Source organism: Ketobacter sp. GenoA1, assembly GCF_003671475.1.
Lineage (GTDB): Bacteria > Pseudomonadota > Gammaproteobacteria > Pseudomonadales > Ketobacteraceae > Ketobacter.
On sequence record NZ_RCHM01000007.1, the window covers coordinates 266,715 to 282,931 of the forward strand.

22 protein-coding genes and 1 tRNA gene are annotated in these 16,217 nt (G+C 47.5%); 4 read left to right on the forward strand and 19 right to left on the reverse strand.

What is annotated here, in order from left to right:
* Positions 1–33: 33 nt before the first annotated feature.
* Positions 34–768: an SDR family oxidoreductase gene (locus D9N13_RS01275; protein ID WP_290584910.1), complete on the reverse strand. Its 735-nt coding sequence runs from the start codon at positions 766–768 to the stop codon at positions 34–36.
* A gap of 151 nt (positions 769–919) precedes the next feature.
* Here D9N13_RS01275 and D9N13_RS01280 point away from each other — a divergent pair, with 151 nt between their 5' ends.
* Positions 920–1,561 (forward strand): TetR/AcrR family transcriptional regulator, encoded by a 642-nt coding sequence (locus D9N13_RS01280; protein ID WP_290584912.1) that lies wholly within the window; start codon positions 920–922, stop codon positions 1,559–1,561.
* A 3-nt stretch (positions 1,562–1,564) separates the two neighbouring features.
* Here the strand turns inward: D9N13_RS01280 and D9N13_RS01285 are convergent, their stop codons facing one another.
* Entirely contained in the window at positions 1,565–1,978 is a 414-nt protein-coding gene (locus D9N13_RS01285; RefSeq protein ID WP_290584914.1) for a GFA family protein, read from the reverse strand.
* A gap of 110 nt (positions 1,979–2,088) precedes the next feature.
* Between D9N13_RS01285 and D9N13_RS01290 the strand changes: the two genes are divergently transcribed.
* The gene (locus D9N13_RS01290) at positions 2,089–2,604 is read left to right on the forward strand and encodes a hypothetical protein (protein ID WP_290584915.1); all 516 of its coding nucleotides are present in this window, start codon (positions 2,089–2,091) and stop codon (positions 2,602–2,604) included.
* Between the two features lie 8 nt (positions 2,605–2,612).
* Entirely contained in the window at positions 2,613–3,482 is an 870-nt protein-coding gene (gene sigJ, locus D9N13_RS01295) for an RNA polymerase sigma factor SigJ (RefSeq protein WP_290584918.1), read from the forward strand.
* 85 nt (positions 3,483–3,567) lie between these two features.
* Here sigJ and D9N13_RS01300 read toward each other — a convergent pair whose 3' ends face one another.
* From D9N13_RS01300 to D9N13_RS01345, 10 genes are all read right to left on the reverse strand, one after another.
* Entirely contained in the window at positions 3,568–3,777 is a 210-nt protein-coding gene (locus D9N13_RS01300; protein ID WP_290584920.1) for a cold-shock protein, read from the reverse strand.
* A gap of 225 nt (positions 3,778–4,002) precedes the next feature.
* Positions 4,003–4,500, reverse strand: coding sequence for an RDD family protein (locus D9N13_RS01305; RefSeq protein ID WP_290584922.1), 498 nt, complete (start codon positions 4,498–4,500; stop codon positions 4,003–4,005).
* Between the two features lie 99 nt (positions 4,501–4,599).
* Positions 4,600–5,010: a hypothetical protein gene (locus tag D9N13_RS01310; RefSeq protein ID WP_290584924.1), complete on the reverse strand. Its 411-nt coding sequence runs from the start codon at positions 5,008–5,010 to the stop codon at positions 4,600–4,602.
* Positions 5,011–5,023: 13 nt separating this feature from the next.
* Complete coding sequence (locus tag D9N13_RS01315) at positions 5,024–5,503, reverse strand: N-acetyltransferase (RefSeq protein WP_290584927.1); 480 nt, start codon at positions 5,501–5,503, stop codon at positions 5,024–5,026.
* A 95-nt stretch (positions 5,504–5,598) separates the two neighbouring features.
* A complete protein-coding gene (locus D9N13_RS01320) occupies positions 5,599–5,982 on the reverse strand; it encodes a GFA family protein (RefSeq protein WP_290584929.1) in 384 nt (127 codons plus the stop codon).
* A gap of 95 nt (positions 5,983–6,077) precedes the next feature.
* Positions 6,078–6,482 (reverse strand): VOC family protein, encoded by a 405-nt coding sequence (locus tag D9N13_RS01325; RefSeq protein WP_290584931.1) that lies wholly within the window; start codon positions 6,480–6,482, stop codon positions 6,078–6,080.
* Between the two features lie 72 nt (positions 6,483–6,554).
* Positions 6,555–7,214 carry a YoaK family protein gene (locus D9N13_RS01330; RefSeq protein ID WP_290584932.1) on the reverse strand — a complete coding sequence of 220 codons (660 nt, stop codon included), beginning with the start codon at positions 7,212–7,214 and terminating at the stop codon, positions 6,555–6,557.
* Between the two features lie 173 nt (positions 7,215–7,387).
* Positions 7,388–7,993: a pyridoxamine 5'-phosphate oxidase family protein gene (locus D9N13_RS01335; protein ID WP_290584934.1), complete on the reverse strand. Its 606-nt coding sequence runs from the start codon at positions 7,991–7,993 to the stop codon at positions 7,388–7,390.
* Positions 7,994–8,031: 38 nt separating this feature from the next.
* Positions 8,032–8,379 carry a TfoX/Sxy family protein gene (locus D9N13_RS01340; protein ID WP_290584937.1) on the reverse strand — a complete coding sequence of 116 codons (348 nt, stop codon included), beginning with the start codon at positions 8,377–8,379 and terminating at the stop codon, positions 8,032–8,034.
* 123 nt (positions 8,380–8,502) lie between these two features.
* Positions 8,503–8,889, reverse strand: coding sequence for a DUF4405 domain-containing protein (locus tag D9N13_RS01345; RefSeq protein ID WP_290584939.1), 387 nt, complete (start codon positions 8,887–8,889; stop codon positions 8,503–8,505).
* 359 nt (positions 8,890–9,248) lie between these two features.
* Between D9N13_RS01345 and D9N13_RS01350 the strand changes: the two genes are divergently transcribed.
* On the forward strand, positions 9,249–9,899 hold the full coding sequence (locus D9N13_RS01350) for a class I SAM-dependent methyltransferase (protein ID WP_290584942.1): 651 nt from the start codon (positions 9,249–9,251) through the stop codon (positions 9,897–9,899).
* Between the two features lie 73 nt (positions 9,900–9,972).
* Here D9N13_RS01350 and D9N13_RS01355 read toward each other — a convergent pair whose 3' ends face one another.
* The 7 genes from D9N13_RS01355 to D9N13_RS01385 all read right to left on the reverse strand — a co-directional run bounded on the left by D9N13_RS01355 (position 9,973) and on the right by D9N13_RS01385 (position 16,042).
* Positions 9,973–10,509, reverse strand: coding sequence for a TerB family tellurite resistance protein (locus tag D9N13_RS01355; RefSeq protein WP_290584944.1), 537 nt, complete (start codon positions 10,507–10,509; stop codon positions 9,973–9,975).
* Between the two features lie 194 nt (positions 10,510–10,703).
* A complete protein-coding gene (locus D9N13_RS01360; RefSeq protein WP_290584946.1) occupies positions 10,704–11,159 on the reverse strand; it encodes a hypothetical protein in 456 nt (151 codons plus the stop codon).
* A 235-nt stretch (positions 11,160–11,394) separates the two neighbouring features.
* Positions 11,395–12,312 carry an alpha/beta fold hydrolase gene (locus D9N13_RS01365; protein ID WP_290584949.1) on the reverse strand — a complete coding sequence of 306 codons (918 nt, stop codon included), beginning with the start codon at positions 12,310–12,312 and terminating at the stop codon, positions 11,395–11,397.
* 110 nt (positions 12,313–12,422) lie between these two features.
* The gene (locus D9N13_RS01370) at positions 12,423–12,749 is read right to left on the reverse strand and encodes a TRL domain-containing protein (RefSeq protein ID WP_290584951.1); all 327 of its coding nucleotides are present in this window, start codon (positions 12,747–12,749) and stop codon (positions 12,423–12,425) included.
* Between the two features lie 783 nt (positions 12,750–13,532).
* Positions 13,533–13,628, reverse strand: a tRNA-OTHER gene (locus D9N13_RS01375).
* Between the two features lie 201 nt (positions 13,629–13,829).
* Positions 13,830–15,389 (reverse strand): IS1182 family transposase, encoded by a 1,560-nt coding sequence (locus D9N13_RS01380; protein WP_290584953.1) that lies wholly within the window; start codon positions 15,387–15,389, stop codon positions 13,830–13,832.
* 215 nt (positions 15,390–15,604) lie between these two features.
* Entirely contained in the window at positions 15,605–16,042 is a 438-nt protein-coding gene (locus D9N13_RS01385) for a hypothetical protein (RefSeq protein WP_290584956.1), read from the reverse strand.
* Between the last annotated feature and the right edge of the window lie 175 nt (positions 16,043–16,217).

Sequence of the window (16,217 nt, forward strand, 5' to 3'; positions counted from 1 at the left end):
TCTGGTTACCCTGTATTGACCGAACAGATTGCTTTACTGCGCCGGTGGCGGCGTAATAATTGCCTGGGCAAACCCCTGATAGGCGCCCCATATTTCTTGCGCAACGGTATCCGGAAACAGATGGAACGCGCCCTGCTCCAACGCCGCCACGACGCCTTCCGCTACGCTACTGGCCGGATCACCGGTCAGGCCGGCTTTGGCGGCCATGTCCGTTGCGATGGGCCCGGGATGCACGCTCAACACCTGGATCCCTTTGGGTGCCAGCTTATCACGCAAACCCTGCGTCACCGAGTACGCTGCCGCCTTCGACGCTGAATAGGTGGTGAATTCGGTAAAGTTGGTAATGGATGCCACCGAATTCAGCTGCACCAGTGCACCGCCACCGTTGGCCTCCAGAATGGGCGCGAAAGCTTTGGCGACCCGTATCAACCCCAACACATTCACTGTTATTTCGGCTTCCAGCGCTGCCTCAACATGATCGCAAAGTGGGTCAGCAATCTCCAATACCCCGGCGTTATTCACCACCACCTGAACGTCGCGGGCATGCTGGCCCAGGCTGGCAATGGATTCCGCATTCGACATATCCACCGGCAGCGTCACCACCCGTTCACCATACGTGCGCGCCAGATCGGTGGTGGTTTCAGGGTTGCGCACCGCCAGATACACTTTGTCGGCACCGTGGGCCAGGAAGGACTCCACAATCGCTTTACCAATGCCGCGATTGGCACCGGTTACCAGCGCCACTTTGTTTTTGATTGATAAGGACATGATATTACTCCATTTTCCATGAGATAAGGGGAAGGAAACATAGCCGGCGAATATTGTACCGATCGGTATGTTTGTAGAAATTGTACTGATCGGTATAATTGTGTCAACCCATCGTTGGAAAATTTGTTACATCAGGTTGGCTCACAACATCATGGCAGGCGGCAGAAAACTCGAATTTAATAAGCAGCAGGCGCTGGAAGCCGCCATGCATGTATTCTGGAAAAAGGGATTTCTGGGCGCCTCACTGGCGGATTTGACCGAAGGCATGGGCATCAACAAACCCAGTCTTTACGCCGCGTTCGGTAATAAGGAATCCCTCTTTGTGCAAGCCACGGAACACTATCTGAATACCTACGCCAAGCCCAAGAACGAGCACCTGTACCATACCGGCACACCCCTGCGGGAAAGATTGCGCAACTACCTGCTGGCCATTCTTTCCGGCCAGTGTGATGAGGACAACCCAAAAGGTTGCTATGTGTCGTTGTGCGTGGCTGAGGCCGCCGGTGAAACCATGCCGGCGCAGGCACAGAACACGATCAGCCAGGCAGGCAATTATGCACAAGCATTGTTGACGGAGTTTTTGCAAACAGATGACGAAGCCAAGGCTCTGCAATTGGACCAAGAGGCAGAATCCATCGCCCTGTTTCTGGTCACCACTGTAAACGGTACTGCCGCCATGGCCCGCGCGGGAAAAGGTTATGCGGAACTGGAAACGGTAATAGATCGGGCGTTAACGGGTATTGGATTACCCGCCGACACCCGGCCCCCGGTATCGGATCAAGATCGTTGCTAAGGGTTAATTTTCCGTACCCGACTGGGGCACCCCTTCAGCATAGGTGACAATGCCCTCCGGAATGACCTCCCAAGAGGCTTTTGATCCCACAAAAATATGGTACCCCATCTCAATTTGAGGATCGTCGTTAAGGCACCCCAGGGTGATCCCGTGCACATCATTCTGATAGAGCCCGCACAACGTGGACCCACACCGGCTGCAGAACGCCAAACCAAAGCCCGGCTGCGTTTCGTAACGGGTTAACAGCGCCTCACCCTGCAACCAGACAAAATCGTCCGCGTTGACTTCGGCATAACTTGACGCCTGGGCACTGAACGCCTTGCGGCAGCGCGAACAATGACAGGATCGTGGATCACGAAGCGTACCGTTAATTCTGTATTTTATGCTTCCGCACAAACATTCTCCCGTCAGTGACATGATTTTTCCTCTCGCTTTGGGCATTGCACTCGCCGTTATTCTTCTGTTGTGGTCACATTCTAATGGTTTGAATCGTCATAGGTATACCCACACAATAAAAGGACACCGTGATGACAGACCAGCAAGCACTGCTCAACCAAATTACCGCTTTCGAAACCCACTATCATTATGATGCCGGCTTTCTCAAAGACATGGTGCAGCACGCACCGGGTAGCTATGACCACTTTCAGCACTTTCAAACCATGGCCCGGCACCGGGAACTGCTTTCCACCGAGGTCTTCTGGATCGCCAAAATCGCCAGCATGCAGCAGGAGGATTGTGGCGGCTGCCTGCAACTGAACCTTAATATGGCCCGGGAGCAGGGGTTGCCGGTTGCATGGCTATCCGCCGCGCTGGATGGCGGCAGCACCCTGCCTGCCCATCTACAACAGGTACTTCACTATGCCCGCCAGGTGGCTGCCCAGGGCAGCGTTGAACCGGAGTTGATGGAGGCAATGCAACAGGCATGCAGTAAAGGGCAACTACTGGAGTTGGGAGTGGCCATCGCCAGCGCCAAAGTGTATCCAACCATCAAACGGGCCCTGGGGCTGACGCAAGCCTGCCAGGCCGTCACCATTACACTATGAGTGTTGCCATGAGTACCATTGAGCACCGCTTCGAATCCGAACGCCCATTGTTGATGGGGCTGGCTTATCGCATGCTGGGCTCACGGCATGCCGCCGAAGACATCGTACAGGAGGCCTATCTGCGCTGGAGCAAACAGCATGAAGTCGTGGCGAACCCAAGGGCCTGGTTGAGCACCGTGGTCACCCGCCTGGCGCTGGATCATTGCAAGAGCGCAGAAGAACAGCGCAAGCAGTATATCGGCAGCTGGTTACCGGACCCATTGTGCGATTCGCACACCGATCCACAACACCTTCTCGAGCTGGATCAGTCCATTACCATGGCCCTGCTGGCCCTGCTGGAGCAGCTCACACCGGGTGAGCGGGCCGCATTCATACTGCATGATCTGTTCGACTTCAGCTTTCAAGACATTGCCGTCATGCTGGATAAACCCGAAGCCACCTGTAGAAAGCTGGCCAGCCGCAGCCGCAATAGAATCCGCCAACAGCCTGTGGCCTCATCGGTAAAGAGCAATGAGCACAGCGCCATGGTCACGGCTTTTTTTAGCGCCATCCGCGAGGCCAACACCTCGGAGCTGGTGACCCTGCTCAGTGAAGACATCGTGTTCAAAGCCGATGGTGGCGGCAAAGCCACCGCGGTACGTCGCATTCTGCGGGGGCGGTCGGATGTAGTGGACTGGATTCAACGGGTGATGTTGCCACATTACAGCGATCCCGGTGTGATGCTCAGCTACCGGATACAGCGCTTCAACGGTGCGCCGGGGCTGCTGATATTCGAGGCACACAAGCTGGTCACCGCCTTCAGCTTTGTAGTGGATGAGAGCGGTATCCGCCAGATAGATGCGTTACGTAACCCGGACAAGTTGCAATGGCTAGTGTGAAGGGTGTCTCTTTTTCCAGGCAATAAAAAAGGGCAAGCTCTGCAGCTTGCCCTTTTTTAGAACTGAAATATCGTTTAATTACCCCTTACAGAGGTACGATGTTCTCAGCTTGAGGACCTTTCTGGCCTTGAGTTACAGTGAACTCAACTTGCTGGCCTTCAGCCAGGGTTTTGAAACCTGAGCTCTGAATAGCGCTGAAGTGAGCAAATACGTCTGGACCAGACTCTTGCTCAATAAAACCAAAACCTTTTGATTCGTTGAACCACTTAACGGTTCCTTTAACTGTATTAGACATGTCTAACATCCTGATAATTAAATAGTTTTTAGCCTTCGAAAAGGCAGGGATAGCTTTGAAATCTTGACTGAACTTAGAGACCTGCAGGACGTTGTTACGGATAATACAGCGAAATGTAGATTCTTTAGGAGACTTTCTTTCTAGCTGAAAAGAACTTTATAGCCTGTTCTGAATATTGTCCAGTGTTATTTTCCCGAAACAGGCCCAACTTATCATTCTGCCGCCCTAGCAACGAACCACCATGGTCTTGGCAGCCAAATCGTGCAGGCAACGCTTGTCGCCACGAAACACGAACAGCACATTCACCAGCGACAACAGCCCTCCCACCATGGGAATGTAGCCAAGCCCGAAATACACCGCATACCGCACCAGCAGATGCTGTTGCACACTGGGTAACTCACCTTCCAAATCCACGATCTTGATACCCAATGCCTTTTTACCCACGGTCTGCCCCGATTCCAGCAAAAACTTGAAATTGATGGCAGCAAACACCACCACGCCCACCAGTCCCATCACTAAATTCATCATCATCGAAGGCTCCTCGCCCTCCAGCACCTGATCAAAAAAACCGGTCAGGTACAGCACCAACATAAGAGGTATCATCATGATGATGGCATCCAGAATCGAGGCTCCCAAACGCGCCCAGCGCGACGCCAACTGAAGTTCAACCTCATTCTGGTCAATCAAGTTGGAATCCGGTGTTTGAAATCTGTTCTCTTCCATTGTATTTCTCCCGTTTAGAGTAAGCCGTTTGCTCCCGTTGGATTCTGATCAGGCGATTTAAGACAAGCCCAGTAACTCTTATAAGAAATCCAGCAACCTTTATAAGAAACCCAATATCTCTGCAACACTTTTCACAACCTGGCCGCCGCCCCTCTCGATATAGATGCCAAACTGGGCCAAACAGGCGTACGCCAACGCAAATTGTGCAACAGCGAAGCCTGCCACCGTAAACTGACTGAGGCTGAACAAGCCCACACTGAATTGAGAGATGGTTACCACCCCAACTCCGAACTGTCCAATGGCGATAATCCCCTTCGCCGGTACCGGCATCCGGTTCTGGCGGTATTTGAACGAGATATGCAGTATCGGCCATTGGCCAATGCGGGCAGCACTTTTGTACTCCCAGCCCCAACCGTCCCATGCTGCTTGGGCAGGATGGGGAGCCCCACAATGTGGACAGATGGCCGCCTGCTCACTGACCTGATGTTGACAGTCCCGACACAGTTTCATCTTCGATTGCCCCCTAGCGTTGCCACTTATCCACCTCAATCACATAAGAAGTGAAAGCCCGCCCCATCAACTCCGTTGTGTGAATGTTACAGGCCAGCTTTCGCAGGCTTTTGTACTCTGGCCGGGAATCCAGCAGATGAAAAACAAGCTGCCCATGCCCCATTTCTTTCGCCCATGCCATCATGTCTTTGAATATTGTAATACCAATGCCCCAAAACGCACTGCAAAGCACGATGGCGATCTCATAGCCATACTCATCGGGCTGGATTCCACACCAACCAGCCAACCTGCCACCGATCATGACCGCCCGTATACGGCACCCGGGCAGGGTATCGATCTCAGACTTCTCGTTCAACCAGTGCTGAATACTCTCGGGGCCGAACAACGGATGTTCGACCAAATGCCTTCGCAGATTGCCATCATTCAACACATCGAGCCATTCAGTCGGATTCAGTGCACCAAAAGGCACGTATTCAATTTCACTATCAGTCATTCAGTTCTACTCCGGTGGGTTTCACCCTCGTTTCAACCGCAACCGGTACTCACTGCTGCGGTTACCGAACCTTAGACGCACAGCAAGCGAATCTGTTACTGCTCTTTACTCAAATGCGACAGAGTGTGTCCATGCTGCTCCCAATGAGCCCCGTCGAACTCCGTTATGACCACAGATAACCCGCTGGTATCGAGGCAATGAACATTGATATCCACCCCGTCCGGATTCGAACGCGGCGTGTAGAATGGCTTGATTCCACAAATCTTACAAAAAGTATGCTTGGCCACACCCGTATTAAACGTATAGGTTATCAACATATCTGAGCCCTGCTTGAGCTTGAACTTACTCAGGGGCACAATCAAATGCAGGTACCCTGATTTGGTGCATATTGAGCAATTGCAATACACTGCCTCGATTGTCTCCGGCGCCTCCACTTCAAACACCACCGATTGACAGTGACAACTTCCCTGATGAATCATCCTCCTTCCTCCCTGCAGTGACCCCTAAATGGACCAGCTAAATACTGGTGTAAGGCATACAACTAGCTGATAACTTCGCGTCGAACCACATCGAACTAAGCGCGCCCGGCCGGTTTGTGAAATTCTATTACGTTGCGATCGGGATCCCGCACAAAAATAAACGTGGCTCCATCAGGCAAAACGATCGGCCCGCCGCTAATCGCAATATTGTGGTCCGCTAACTGTGATTGAACGGATTCCAGGTTATCCACTTCCAGCGCCATATGGGTGTATCCCGAATGCTTAACCGGTATATCCATCAATACGTTTTCCGTCGTAGCCGCATTCGTATTCAGGATAAAATTGATGTTAATGCCTGAGGGGTGCTCCATGATCGCAACGGGTTCCGGCCCCACCGGCCCCGCAATGAACTCGAAGCCTAATTTTTCATAGAACGCACGGGCAGTCTCCAGATTCGCCACCCGAATACCGATATGATTTATTCTGCTAATTTCCTTCATCCTGATCCTCAAATAACATCAACACTAATAGATAGAAACAGCCACAGACCGATGCGGTGCAAGATTCACCCTTCAGCCACGATTGCGGGTGTAAACACGATAACCAAACGCAATGACCATGCAAATACTGGCCGGAAGCAATAAAGCCAACACATCGACTTGTCTATACAAAAACACGCCTGCGGTACCACCAAGGATAAACCCGGCGATGATTAGGGTAAAAAGCTTAATTTTGCGCTTATCGAGTTTATCTCCCCTCAGGAAGGCGCCAATCATAATCCCCAAATCGGTAAAAATTCCGGTAACATGAGTGGTTCTAATCACCGCACCACTATAAGTCGTTGCCAGGGCGTTCTGTAAACCACAGGCTGCCGACGCAAAAAAGTGGCCGAAAAAAGAACCTTGGAACAAAAAGGCAAACGCCACAAAGAGCAGGATAGACTCTAACAACAATGCTGTATCATAATGCCGACCCAGTTTTAACGTGGAGCCGTGCAACAAAAATCCGGCGATGGATGATCCTGCCAAAAAAGACAGCAACACACCAAGCAGATGTACTGTGGTTTCAGAAGGCGCATACAACAGGCTCGTTCCGAGCAGTGTTGCGGTTCCGGAAAGGTGTGATACGGATTGATGCTCGAAACTGAGAAGGCCGATTGCATTAACAAAGCCAGCGACTGACGCCAAAACAAAAGCGCCTACCTCCACCCATTTGGGCAATCTGGAAATCAATCTGATAATGCTCCTTTAGTTGCCATAATCATAAACCATACAAGTCACGAACCATACTAGCCGGGCATCACAAAGATAAATCCGATACTCCCTAACCAACTCATGAATCATGAGACAATATTATGTGGCATAGATTATTGCTTAGCACATTATAGGCGGCATACCAGTGGAAATTACAGATCTCTTTTATAGCGCTCGATCATCTTCTCCTGAGTTTCCGGCTCCTCAGAAATCGATAACTGATCATTGAGCATTTTACCCATTGTAGGTAATACCTTACGGTCAATTTTATTGTTCTGATCCCATAATCCGGATCTCATCAACGCCTTTGCACAATGCAAAAAAACCTCATTTATACTGACAACTATGCAGGCTCGGGGGGGATTACTCCACTCCGTATATCGATTCAAATACTCCGGTGATGTGGAGATCTTCGCTTCACCGTTCACCCGCAGCGTTTCATCCACACCTGGTATCAGGAAAAGACATCCTACCTTACCGGTATTCACTATATTGACGAAACTATCCAGGCGATTATTACCTTTGGAGTCCGGAATCAGTAAACAGTGATCGTTCACAGGCACGACAAAACCCGCGTTGCCTCCCCTTGGAGAGCAATCGAGATCACCCTGCTTACTGCAGGTTGAAATCAATACAAAAGGCGAAAGAGAAATGAATCGTTTAGTATGAACCTCAAGCCTATCCAACTGCTTATCCTTCGATCTTCCTTTAGGAAACCCATATAATTCGCGTAATTTCTTTTCAGTTTCAATATACATTATGACCCTTTATAACGATCTATCTACCCACACTCATATCAATCACACACCTTTGATGCCTTCGGTGGGAGCGACAGCACAAAAGATTCGCACAATTCTACCCACATTCGCAACGCCCTATCGTTTTCAATCCCCTCCGGCGAAACATAGATCATGCCTTTCATGGCCTTCCCGGTAAAATCCATTTCTTTCGCATGCTTTTTTCGCAAACACGCAGCATAGTGGTCGGGCCCCACTCGCGCCATCAGCATGTCGCCCACGATGCCGCAGCACATATGGTTTGATACCATAAAACAAAGCCCGCCAAACATTTTCTTCACTTCCACTTCCAGGCGCCCATGAAAATATTCGCGAAGCCTTTCTTCCAGTCCGGGATCGTAGACCATGATTTATCTCTCTTTGACTTTAACGTGTTTATAACAAAGGATAGAGAACCGTTCTTCGTGCTGTGTTACAGCAACGATGTCCGCAATATCCGTACATCAATACCGGCTTATAAACGGAACCAACTAATCACTTGCTTGATGTTGCCATGATTTGACTTTCGTTCCGGTTTCGACCGGTGCCATAATCGTGGCGAACATCAGCGCAATCAATGCTATTAATCCGGCCATGCCTATGGCGATCCGGTACTTATACTCTCGCTTGGCCTTACCCAATAATGCAGACTTTATGAATTTAGCGTGCGTAACCAAGTGAGCCGCCATCAGAGACAAAAACACCAATGAACTGTAGAAATGAATATCGCCCCAGTCGTGCCTCGTTAAACTCCATATCTGATCCGGCCCGCTTTTTGGCGGAAGGGAATACTCCATTAGAATACCCGTCGTCAACATCGAAATCAGCGAGATAAATGACAAAAAATCCACGATTTTGATTAACTTGGATTGCTTCATACGCTATTACACCTGACTTTCAACCCATAACAACCAAACGCCACGGGAGACGATGGATAACGTTCCACTGACCAGTGGCCAACATCCGCTGACGTTATTCTGGATCAAGATTCGTTGACGCACTTAACCAATTAGGCGACAACAACATTGGCCAAAATGCCCTGACCACGAGCGCCCGGAGCAAAATTCCAACAGCATCCCTAAGGGCACTCCACCCTAATGGTGCCCAATACAACTAAATAGTGCCCACTGAAACGCATTGATTTATTAAACAATTACTATACTCTACAGCACACACTCGTTTTGTCATTTATCTGTGTTCGATAGCTGGCTTAGCGCTCATAATTCGAGGCAGCCTAATGACAAATCCCCGCCTATGCTACCAAACCATTGAGTTTGGTGAAATTGATATACATCTGTGCACATTGCGGGATAAACAGGAATTTCATGACCCTGACGGTATTGCTGAAAGTCTGGGAATATCTTCAGCCGCCTGGCCCATTTTTGGTGTTGTTTGGCCGTCAAGCATGGTACTTGCACACTTCATTTCTGACTATGACACACAGTCAAAGCGAATACTGGAAGTTGGCTGCGGCATCGCGCTTTCCAGCTTGTTACTCAACAAACAATGTGCGGATATCACCGCAACAGACTACCACCCTGAAGTGCATAAGTTTTTACAGCGGAATGCCCAACTGAATGACGACAACCTGATTGCATTTGAACAAGCAAACTGGTCGGATAAAAACGACAGCCTGGGCCTCTTTGACCTGATAATAGGCAGCGATCTATTATATGAAGATGAGCACGTTCAATTGCTGGCAGATTTTATTGCAGGACATTCCAAGCCTAACTGCCAGGTCATCATTGTTGACCCCGGGCGCGGCAGAAAGAATAAGTTAAGCAACTTATTGGCGGAGTCCGGCTTTTCGTCTACCCAACTGAAACCCACTCATACAGACTACCTCGATAACGACTTCAAAGGGCATATTCTAGTATATGAACGGTGACCAAGCACATAGCTGCCCCTCCCTTACCCAAAACTACCCAAGCACCTGAAGTAATACCTCAGGTGCTTTCAGGTTACCCCCATTTACTCGTACTGGATGGAGTGCCACTAAACACGCCACATACAGAATTGATTATTTTTTGCTGGTGCTCAGCAACCATACCATCCAGTCTGGCAACGTCATTCAACATATCGACAAGCGTGTCCTTCATATCGGGTGTCAGAGAATCCAAGCATGGAGCAAGTATACTCTTTACGGATTCGTGCAGGTTAATCTCATTCTTGACCATGTGGGCTGATGAAGCAAAAAGAGAAGCAGCATTTTCATTGCTAAGATGGAAATGTCTAACAAACATGTCAACCACTTGTGCTTTCTGATCCGAAGTAATTACTCCTTCTTGCGTTAAAGTACCAACGATGAGCACTGCAGCGGCTTCCATTGGTTTCTCAAGATTAAAGAGCGGCTTAGCACCGTAGAGCTTCTCCCAACGCCGACGCCTGGCCCAGGTAAAGGGATTGAAAGAGTTAATATCCACTCCCGAATTATGTAGAGAATGCAGAGCCCAGACAAGGCCAGCGATAGCAGTAAGTACTCCAATAATAATGTGCATAGATCTATTCTCAATTATTGATTAAACCATAATATTATGACGCTCAGAACTCGAAGTCGTACAATATATCGGCCACAGATAGAAGCCTCGCATAAGGTGCATTAAGCCAGCCACCCAAACAATCTCAATTTCTGCACTGGTCACGAAAACTGCCAGCTAAATCTGGCTAATTACTCGAGCATTGACTTGCAGAGTTAATTTTCAAGAAAACTCTTAAAATATATACCACCAAAGATATTAATTACCAATAGTGACAGCCAGAATAAAACACTATGGTACCTTAACAGCTTTCTATGAATAAAATGATTAGCTTCATTTGCTTTAAGATAACTCTCCCAGCCACAGCAGCCCTTTAGTGAGTGAAGATCGAATACATCCTCCAAATGTCTGATGTATTTACCGGAAAACTTCACAGCGCCGTCTTGAGCTATATACTTTAGACACATAAACAAAACGAACACCGTCGGCATCCAAACAAGATACGTGCTAACAAGTTCATCATCTAAATTGGGTATAATCCATGCCCATAACCCACCAGTTATAATTGCGCCATAGCGCATGTCTTCTTCAATCCTCTGAAGACGCTGAAGCACATCATTTCGTCGCACTTCAAAATCAATAAGAAGCATATCTTTCTTGTAGTTATCCATAAGCCTAACCCTCTAGACAAATTGCTACTTACCCAATAACGAGCCTGCAGAAAACTCCTGCGAATTGTGGAACCATTCATAGTCTCAGATATTTGGTTACGAGCACGCCACCTAAATCGTTGAACTACAGCAACCAGAATATTTTAATTATCACGGCAATACCCCTGCATACAGACATCAGGATAGGTGCGAAGTACCGGTGGAAGCGTCTGCTCAGCAATTTAATATACATTACCTAAAGACCAAGAAACTCAATTATCGCGCCGTTCACGGTTTGGGGATTCTCAATGTTAACCCAATGGGCTGCATCGTCAACTTCGATTACCTTTGTATTGGGAACGAGTAACTTAGCCTTAATCGAATTTTCAAATGGGAAGCTTATATCTTGCTTGCCCCATATGAAAATATTAGGTTTATTTAACCTTCCGAAGGCTGACCAACCTTCAGTGTAATCTCTAACGGGAGAGTTACGCATTGTAGAAAGTGCAACCCTTCCGAAAGAAGGGAGAGATGCATACTCGGACCAACGATCGATAGCCCATTGGTGAGCAATTGGGTCATGCAGATATGCTTTGACAATCGGCTCAACTATTTGCTTGCCAAAAATCCCGAAAATCACATCAGGAAGAAATGGTAGCGCTAAAAAAGCTTCTGCATTTCCACTGTCACCGGGCCAACCGGCAGGGCCGATGAACACAACTTTCTCTACCTGATCAGGATAATGTAATGCGTAATCAGCCGCTATGACACTACCAAACGACGCACCAGCCAGATATACAGCACCATCACCGGTTAAGCTTATAATTTCGGAAAGCTGATTCCTAAAGTCTGCCAATTCATAGTTTATCAACGGCCTATCAGATAAGCCTCGCCCCCAAAGGTCATAAGTTACAACTTTAAACCCAGCATTCACTAGCTCAGATACATTAGGATCCCATGATTCCAAATATCCATTAAATGCGTGAATAAGAACTACGGTTTTACCTTCTCCTGAAATGCGGTAGCGGGTAATACCTGTTTGACCCTCGTGAAAGCGATCAAGTGGTTCTGCTCGAAGCTCCTCATTTACGGAAATTTGTTTACCAGACTCAATTGAAAATACTGTAATTCCGGCTATTGTGATAAGGAATATCGCAAAAATCCCTTTCTTCATAAGTAGTACCTACTACATTTTACATTTACATTCTCGTACAGCGTAGGCCATAGGCCGGAGCGACAGATAATGCATTTGTTATGTCCATATATTAGCGTTTCAAACTGATACTAACTTGCGCTATCGCCATAAACAACTGTGCAGTTTTTGTTGGCCGGAAAATACCACAAACCTGTCTCTCCAGTTAGCTCTACATTATTGATTTTCCCAGCATCTGCTGCTGTGATTATTGATCCGTCCCCATATATAGGTAGAATAAAAAATAGATTCCAAGTACAAGCCTCGCCTCTTTTTCTAGTTTGAAGCTCTTTGAAATCAATATTGTTAATCCCAACGACATTACCATCAGCATATCTCAATGTTCTAGCCAAGTCTTTTGTAACCGTAGCACAGCCCGTGGCCAGCAAAACAATCATAAGAACCATGATCTTCTTCATCACTATCTCCTTAGTCAGAGCTAGTGATTCTAGATATCGGGCACATTAAAGATATCAAAACCAATCGAGTATTATGGTTTAAAACCTTAGGTATCAATACTTGATACACATCAATCTTTTCACATTATGAAAAACTATTCTGAGTTCCGTGTCTATATCCACGTTCCAGCTGCGCATAACGGATTACTAAGCTGCTCGGCAGAGCGGAAGCAGCATATGATAAAGTTTCGTAGCAAATCATACGTTGATGGAGCTGAGCTGGGGACCTTGGTCAAATTATTATAACTAAGTCCCTTGCAGCGTATCGCTTTTAGATGCTGGATCGAGCACAAGCCTTATGATGAATCCACATATTTACAGGCGCTTAAAGAACGGAAGTCGCCGCTATTAAATCACGCTCTGACAACTTGAGTTTTACTTGCTGTCCACCTCAGGGCGTGTTGTTAAATGCTAGGCCCAAAAAGCGTGCCTAGCACACCAACAACCATGAGCCAATAACCAACCCTGTAGAAATTGGCTGCAAACGTACTCATATTTCCAGTCCCAAACGATATCAGGTACCCTTTCTTTACCATAGCTAGCTTAGACATCAAGAACAGAGAAAATCCGACTATAGAAACCACAAAAAACCGGGGTTCATGAACAACCCCATTATATATGTTCAGAACAGCTAACCAAATTACGGCACCCAAGAGCCCTATAATTGCCACCTTAGAAATAGATGAAGGCATATTTTCGCTAAACATACTCTCCCTCTTTGCTGTAAGTGTTCCAAGCTATTATTGGGAGAAAGGACAGGATTCGAACCTGTGTCCGGCATATACCAGAGAGCGCTCCCTTTCGGGCGACGCCCACCTTCAGCCACTCAGTCACCTTTCTCATTCTCTTCGACATCAGAATCAAAGTTATCTAGAAACGGACTCAATATCCGATCACATTTAACGAACCTGTAGAAAAACTATCACACAAAACCACTTATCCACAGCCCAAATAATGCTTTGACTACCCGATCATAAACCATCCAAAGCGTTTAACATAATACAAAGTTGCACCGGCTTATTGGCTCATCAATGTGGATAACTAGCTTGCCATTGACGCTCCATAACGCATGATCTTTTCAATATTCTGGATCATACAGAACAATTGCCATTGACCCTGCACTTTCGCTTTACCCCGCAAACTGAATCGGTTTAACCGTTTGTTCGCCGTAAGATTACCAAACACTGGTTCCACCACCGACATGCGATGGCCATAGATTTCCTTGCCACGCTTACTGTCGATGCGTCGTTTCATCCAATCGGTGGCACTGGGTTTCGTTTTTAGGGTGAAGCGCACCTGTCGACCGTTGCCCTTTCCGTCATCCGCCGCCGACGGGTTGTGCATACACTGCGAGTTCTGCGGACAGTGACGACAATCCGTTAAGCGGCCTTCAAAGTTAAACTGCGTATGACCGTGGGCATCCATCTTTTCACTGCGCAACCACATCGCATTTCCTGCGGGGCAAACACAGGTTTTGCTGGTGGCATTAAACCAAAAGCGACTAGCAGGATAGATCTCTCCCCGCCCTGCTGTCCCAGGATGGCGAGGACCATGCTTTTGTTTCTGACCCCCCAAGCGCTTGTCCCTCAAACGGAACTGGTTGTCAGGCACATACGCATCAATCCCATTACCGTTAAGATACTGCATGTTATCTTCGCTGGCATAACCGGTATCGGCCGTGACGATGGTACCGTCTTGATAAATATTGTCACTAAGCCCCAACCGCTGATAGCGTTCTCGAATCCCCTCCAGCATGGGTCGCAGCGTATGGTATTCCTGGCCTTCACCAAACGCCCTCGCTTCCACAATGATCTGGTGCTTTTTATCCACTGCCGCAATCCCGTTGTAGCCCTGGAACGTACCCTTATTGCTGGTGATCTTAGCCGATTCGTTGTCAGTAATATTACTCTTCACTTCCTTGCGCTGTTTCGCCTTGCCCATCCGTGGACTGGCTGTCTTTAGGAATTGATCGATCTTGTTGAAGGCCTTGTCCAGGGTAGTAATGCTCTTTTCCAAACGTCGCGCTCGTTCTTTATCATCGCTTCGGCGGCGATCCAGTTTTTTGTGCTCTTTAATGCAGTGGCGGATTTTTTTGCGAATCTTGTCGCGCTTCAGCTTTAACTCGTCCAATGTACCCGACCATTCCTTGGCCGCATTGCTGGGCAGTTTGCAGCCATCAATGGCGAACAGTTCATTACCGATCAGGCCTTCTTGATCACATATTAGTACAATCTGTTCAAATAAGGCTTCTATGGATTCCGGGTAGCTGCTGACAAAGCTGGCGATGGTGGTGAAATGCGGCACCGTATCGCACGACAATGCCTTGAAAATGATATTGGTCTCACAGCACCATTGGATCTCGCGACTGGAGGTAATACCCTTGGAATACGCAAACAGAATAATCTTCAGTAAAATGGCGGGATCGTATGCCGGACGGCCCCCTCCGTCATTCTTGTACTGGGGATGAAAGACGCTAAGATCCAAGCGCTCATCAATCAGATAATGTATCGCGTGTTCGAAGGTTCCGGGTTGTAACTGTTCTTCGAAATTGATCACAACCATAGACGTCTGGTTGTAATCATAGGACTTGAATTTAGCCATGGCGCTTGCTCCTGAAGAGGTAGCTCATTTTATCAAAAAACCGCCATTTTTCAGAGTTTTTCTACAGCCTCAACGCCCCAATCACCGGGCCAGCGGAGTGGAGCGATTTTTGTGGTATAAAGGAGCGAAGCGACACCACAAACAATTGCGCAACGTAGCTGGCTCCGCGTGCATTGGATTGTTATGCATTCACCTAATTTTTAGTTGATATTAAGCTAATCTGGAACGACTACGTTAATAACGTAATTACGATCCGCTTCATTGTGGCACAAATCATCACCGTCATCGTAGTTTTCATCCGTTTCTTCATAACCTTCAGGTTCAGTAACCATAACTCTTAAATTAAAACTATATTCGCCCAACTCCACGGGTACGCCATATAATTCAGCGACCCTAGAAAATTGATCCGTCCGAAGCTCCAATCCGACAGGAAGAACCCCTGATATATCAAAATCATACTGATACCAGGAGTCATTAGATTCACGGACTATACTGACCTTAATCTCCTGTGAATAAACCTCATTCAAATAAGCTATAGGTAGCGATTTGATATCAAATTCAGGTTTATCATTGTCAATACAATCAAAAGCCTCATCCAACAATATATCGCAACCAGAAAAAATCAGAGTAAAAAACAGAATAACAGTTCGCATAATTCTTCTTAATTAAAATTTACTTTTCTAAATGAGCACTGCCGTGCATAACGCCAAAATCACTGGCACAGTGGAGCGGAGAAATTTTTATGGTATAAGAGCGAAGCGACACCATAAAAATTGCGGAGCGTAACTGTGTCCACGTGCATTTTTTTGTTATGCATATGTTGCACTT

What these genes read in the sequence shown, in the direction of transcription:
- D9N13_RS01275 (WP_290584910.1), bottom strand. Translation starts at nt 768, where the DNA reads ATGTCCTTATCAATCAAAAACAAAGTGGCGCTGGTAACCGGTGCCAAT.
- D9N13_RS01280 (WP_290584912.1), top strand. Translation starts at nt 920, where the DNA reads ATGGCAGGCGGCAGAAAACTCGAATTTAATAAGCAGCAGGCGCTGGAA.
- D9N13_RS01285 (WP_290584914.1), bottom strand. Translation starts at nt 1,978, where the DNA reads ATGTCACTGACGGGAGAATGTTTGTGCGGAAGCATAAAATACAGAATT.
- D9N13_RS01290 (WP_290584915.1), top strand. Translation starts at nt 2,089, where the DNA reads ATGACAGACCAGCAAGCACTGCTCAACCAAATTACCGCTTTCGAAACC.
- sigJ (WP_290584918.1), top strand. Translation starts at nt 2,613, where the DNA reads ATGAGTACCATTGAGCACCGCTTCGAATCCGAACGCCCATTGTTGATG.
- D9N13_RS01300 (WP_290584920.1), bottom strand. Translation starts at nt 3,777, where the DNA reads ATGTCTAATACAGTTAAAGGAACCGTTAAGTGGTTCAACGAATCAAAA.
- D9N13_RS01305 (WP_290584922.1), bottom strand. Translation starts at nt 4,500, where the DNA reads ATGGAAGAGAACAGATTTCAAACACCGGATTCCAACTTGATTGACCAG.
- D9N13_RS01310 (WP_290584924.1), bottom strand. Translation starts at nt 5,010, where the DNA reads ATGAAACTGTGTCGGGACTGTCAACATCAGGTCAGTGAGCAGGCGGCC.
- D9N13_RS01315 (WP_290584927.1), bottom strand. Translation starts at nt 5,503, where the DNA reads ATGACTGATAGTGAAATTGAATACGTGCCTTTTGGTGCACTGAATCCG.
- D9N13_RS01320 (WP_290584929.1), bottom strand. Translation starts at nt 5,982, where the DNA reads ATGATTCATCAGGGAAGTTGTCACTGTCAATCGGTGGTGTTTGAAGTG.
- D9N13_RS01325 (WP_290584931.1), bottom strand. Translation starts at nt 6,482, where the DNA reads ATGAAGGAAATTAGCAGAATAAATCATATCGGTATTCGGGTGGCGAAT.
- D9N13_RS01335 (WP_290584934.1), bottom strand. Translation starts at nt 7,993, where the DNA reads ATGTATATTGAAACTGAAAAGAAATTACGCGAATTATATGGGTTTCCT.
- D9N13_RS01340 (WP_290584937.1), bottom strand. Translation starts at nt 8,379, where the DNA reads ATGGTCTACGATCCCGGACTGGAAGAAAGGCTTCGCGAATATTTTCAT.
- D9N13_RS01345 (WP_290584939.1), bottom strand. Translation starts at nt 8,889, where the DNA reads ATGAAGCAATCCAAGTTAATCAAAATCGTGGATTTTTTGTCATTTATC.
- D9N13_RS01350 (WP_290584942.1), top strand. Translation starts at nt 9,249, where the DNA reads ATGACAAATCCCCGCCTATGCTACCAAACCATTGAGTTTGGTGAAATT.
- D9N13_RS01355 (WP_290584944.1), bottom strand. Translation starts at nt 10,509, where the DNA reads ATGCACATTATTATTGGAGTACTTACTGCTATCGCTGGCCTTGTCTGG.
- D9N13_RS01360 (WP_290584946.1), bottom strand. Translation starts at nt 11,159, where the DNA reads ATGGATAACTACAAGAAAGATATGCTTCTTATTGATTTTGAAGTGCGA.
- D9N13_RS01365 (WP_290584949.1), bottom strand. Translation starts at nt 12,312, where the DNA reads ATGAAGAAAGGGATTTTTGCGATATTCCTTATCACAATAGCCGGAATT.
- D9N13_RS01370 (WP_290584951.1), bottom strand. Translation starts at nt 12,749, where the DNA reads ATGAAGAAGATCATGGTTCTTATGATTGTTTTGCTGGCCACGGGCTGT.
- D9N13_RS01380 (WP_290584953.1), bottom strand. Translation starts at nt 15,389, where the DNA reads ATGGCTAAATTCAAGTCCTATGATTACAACCAGACGTCTATGGTTGTG.
- D9N13_RS01385 (WP_290584956.1), bottom strand. Translation starts at nt 16,042, where the DNA reads ATGCGAACTGTTATTCTGTTTTTTACTCTGATTTTTTCTGGTTGCGAT.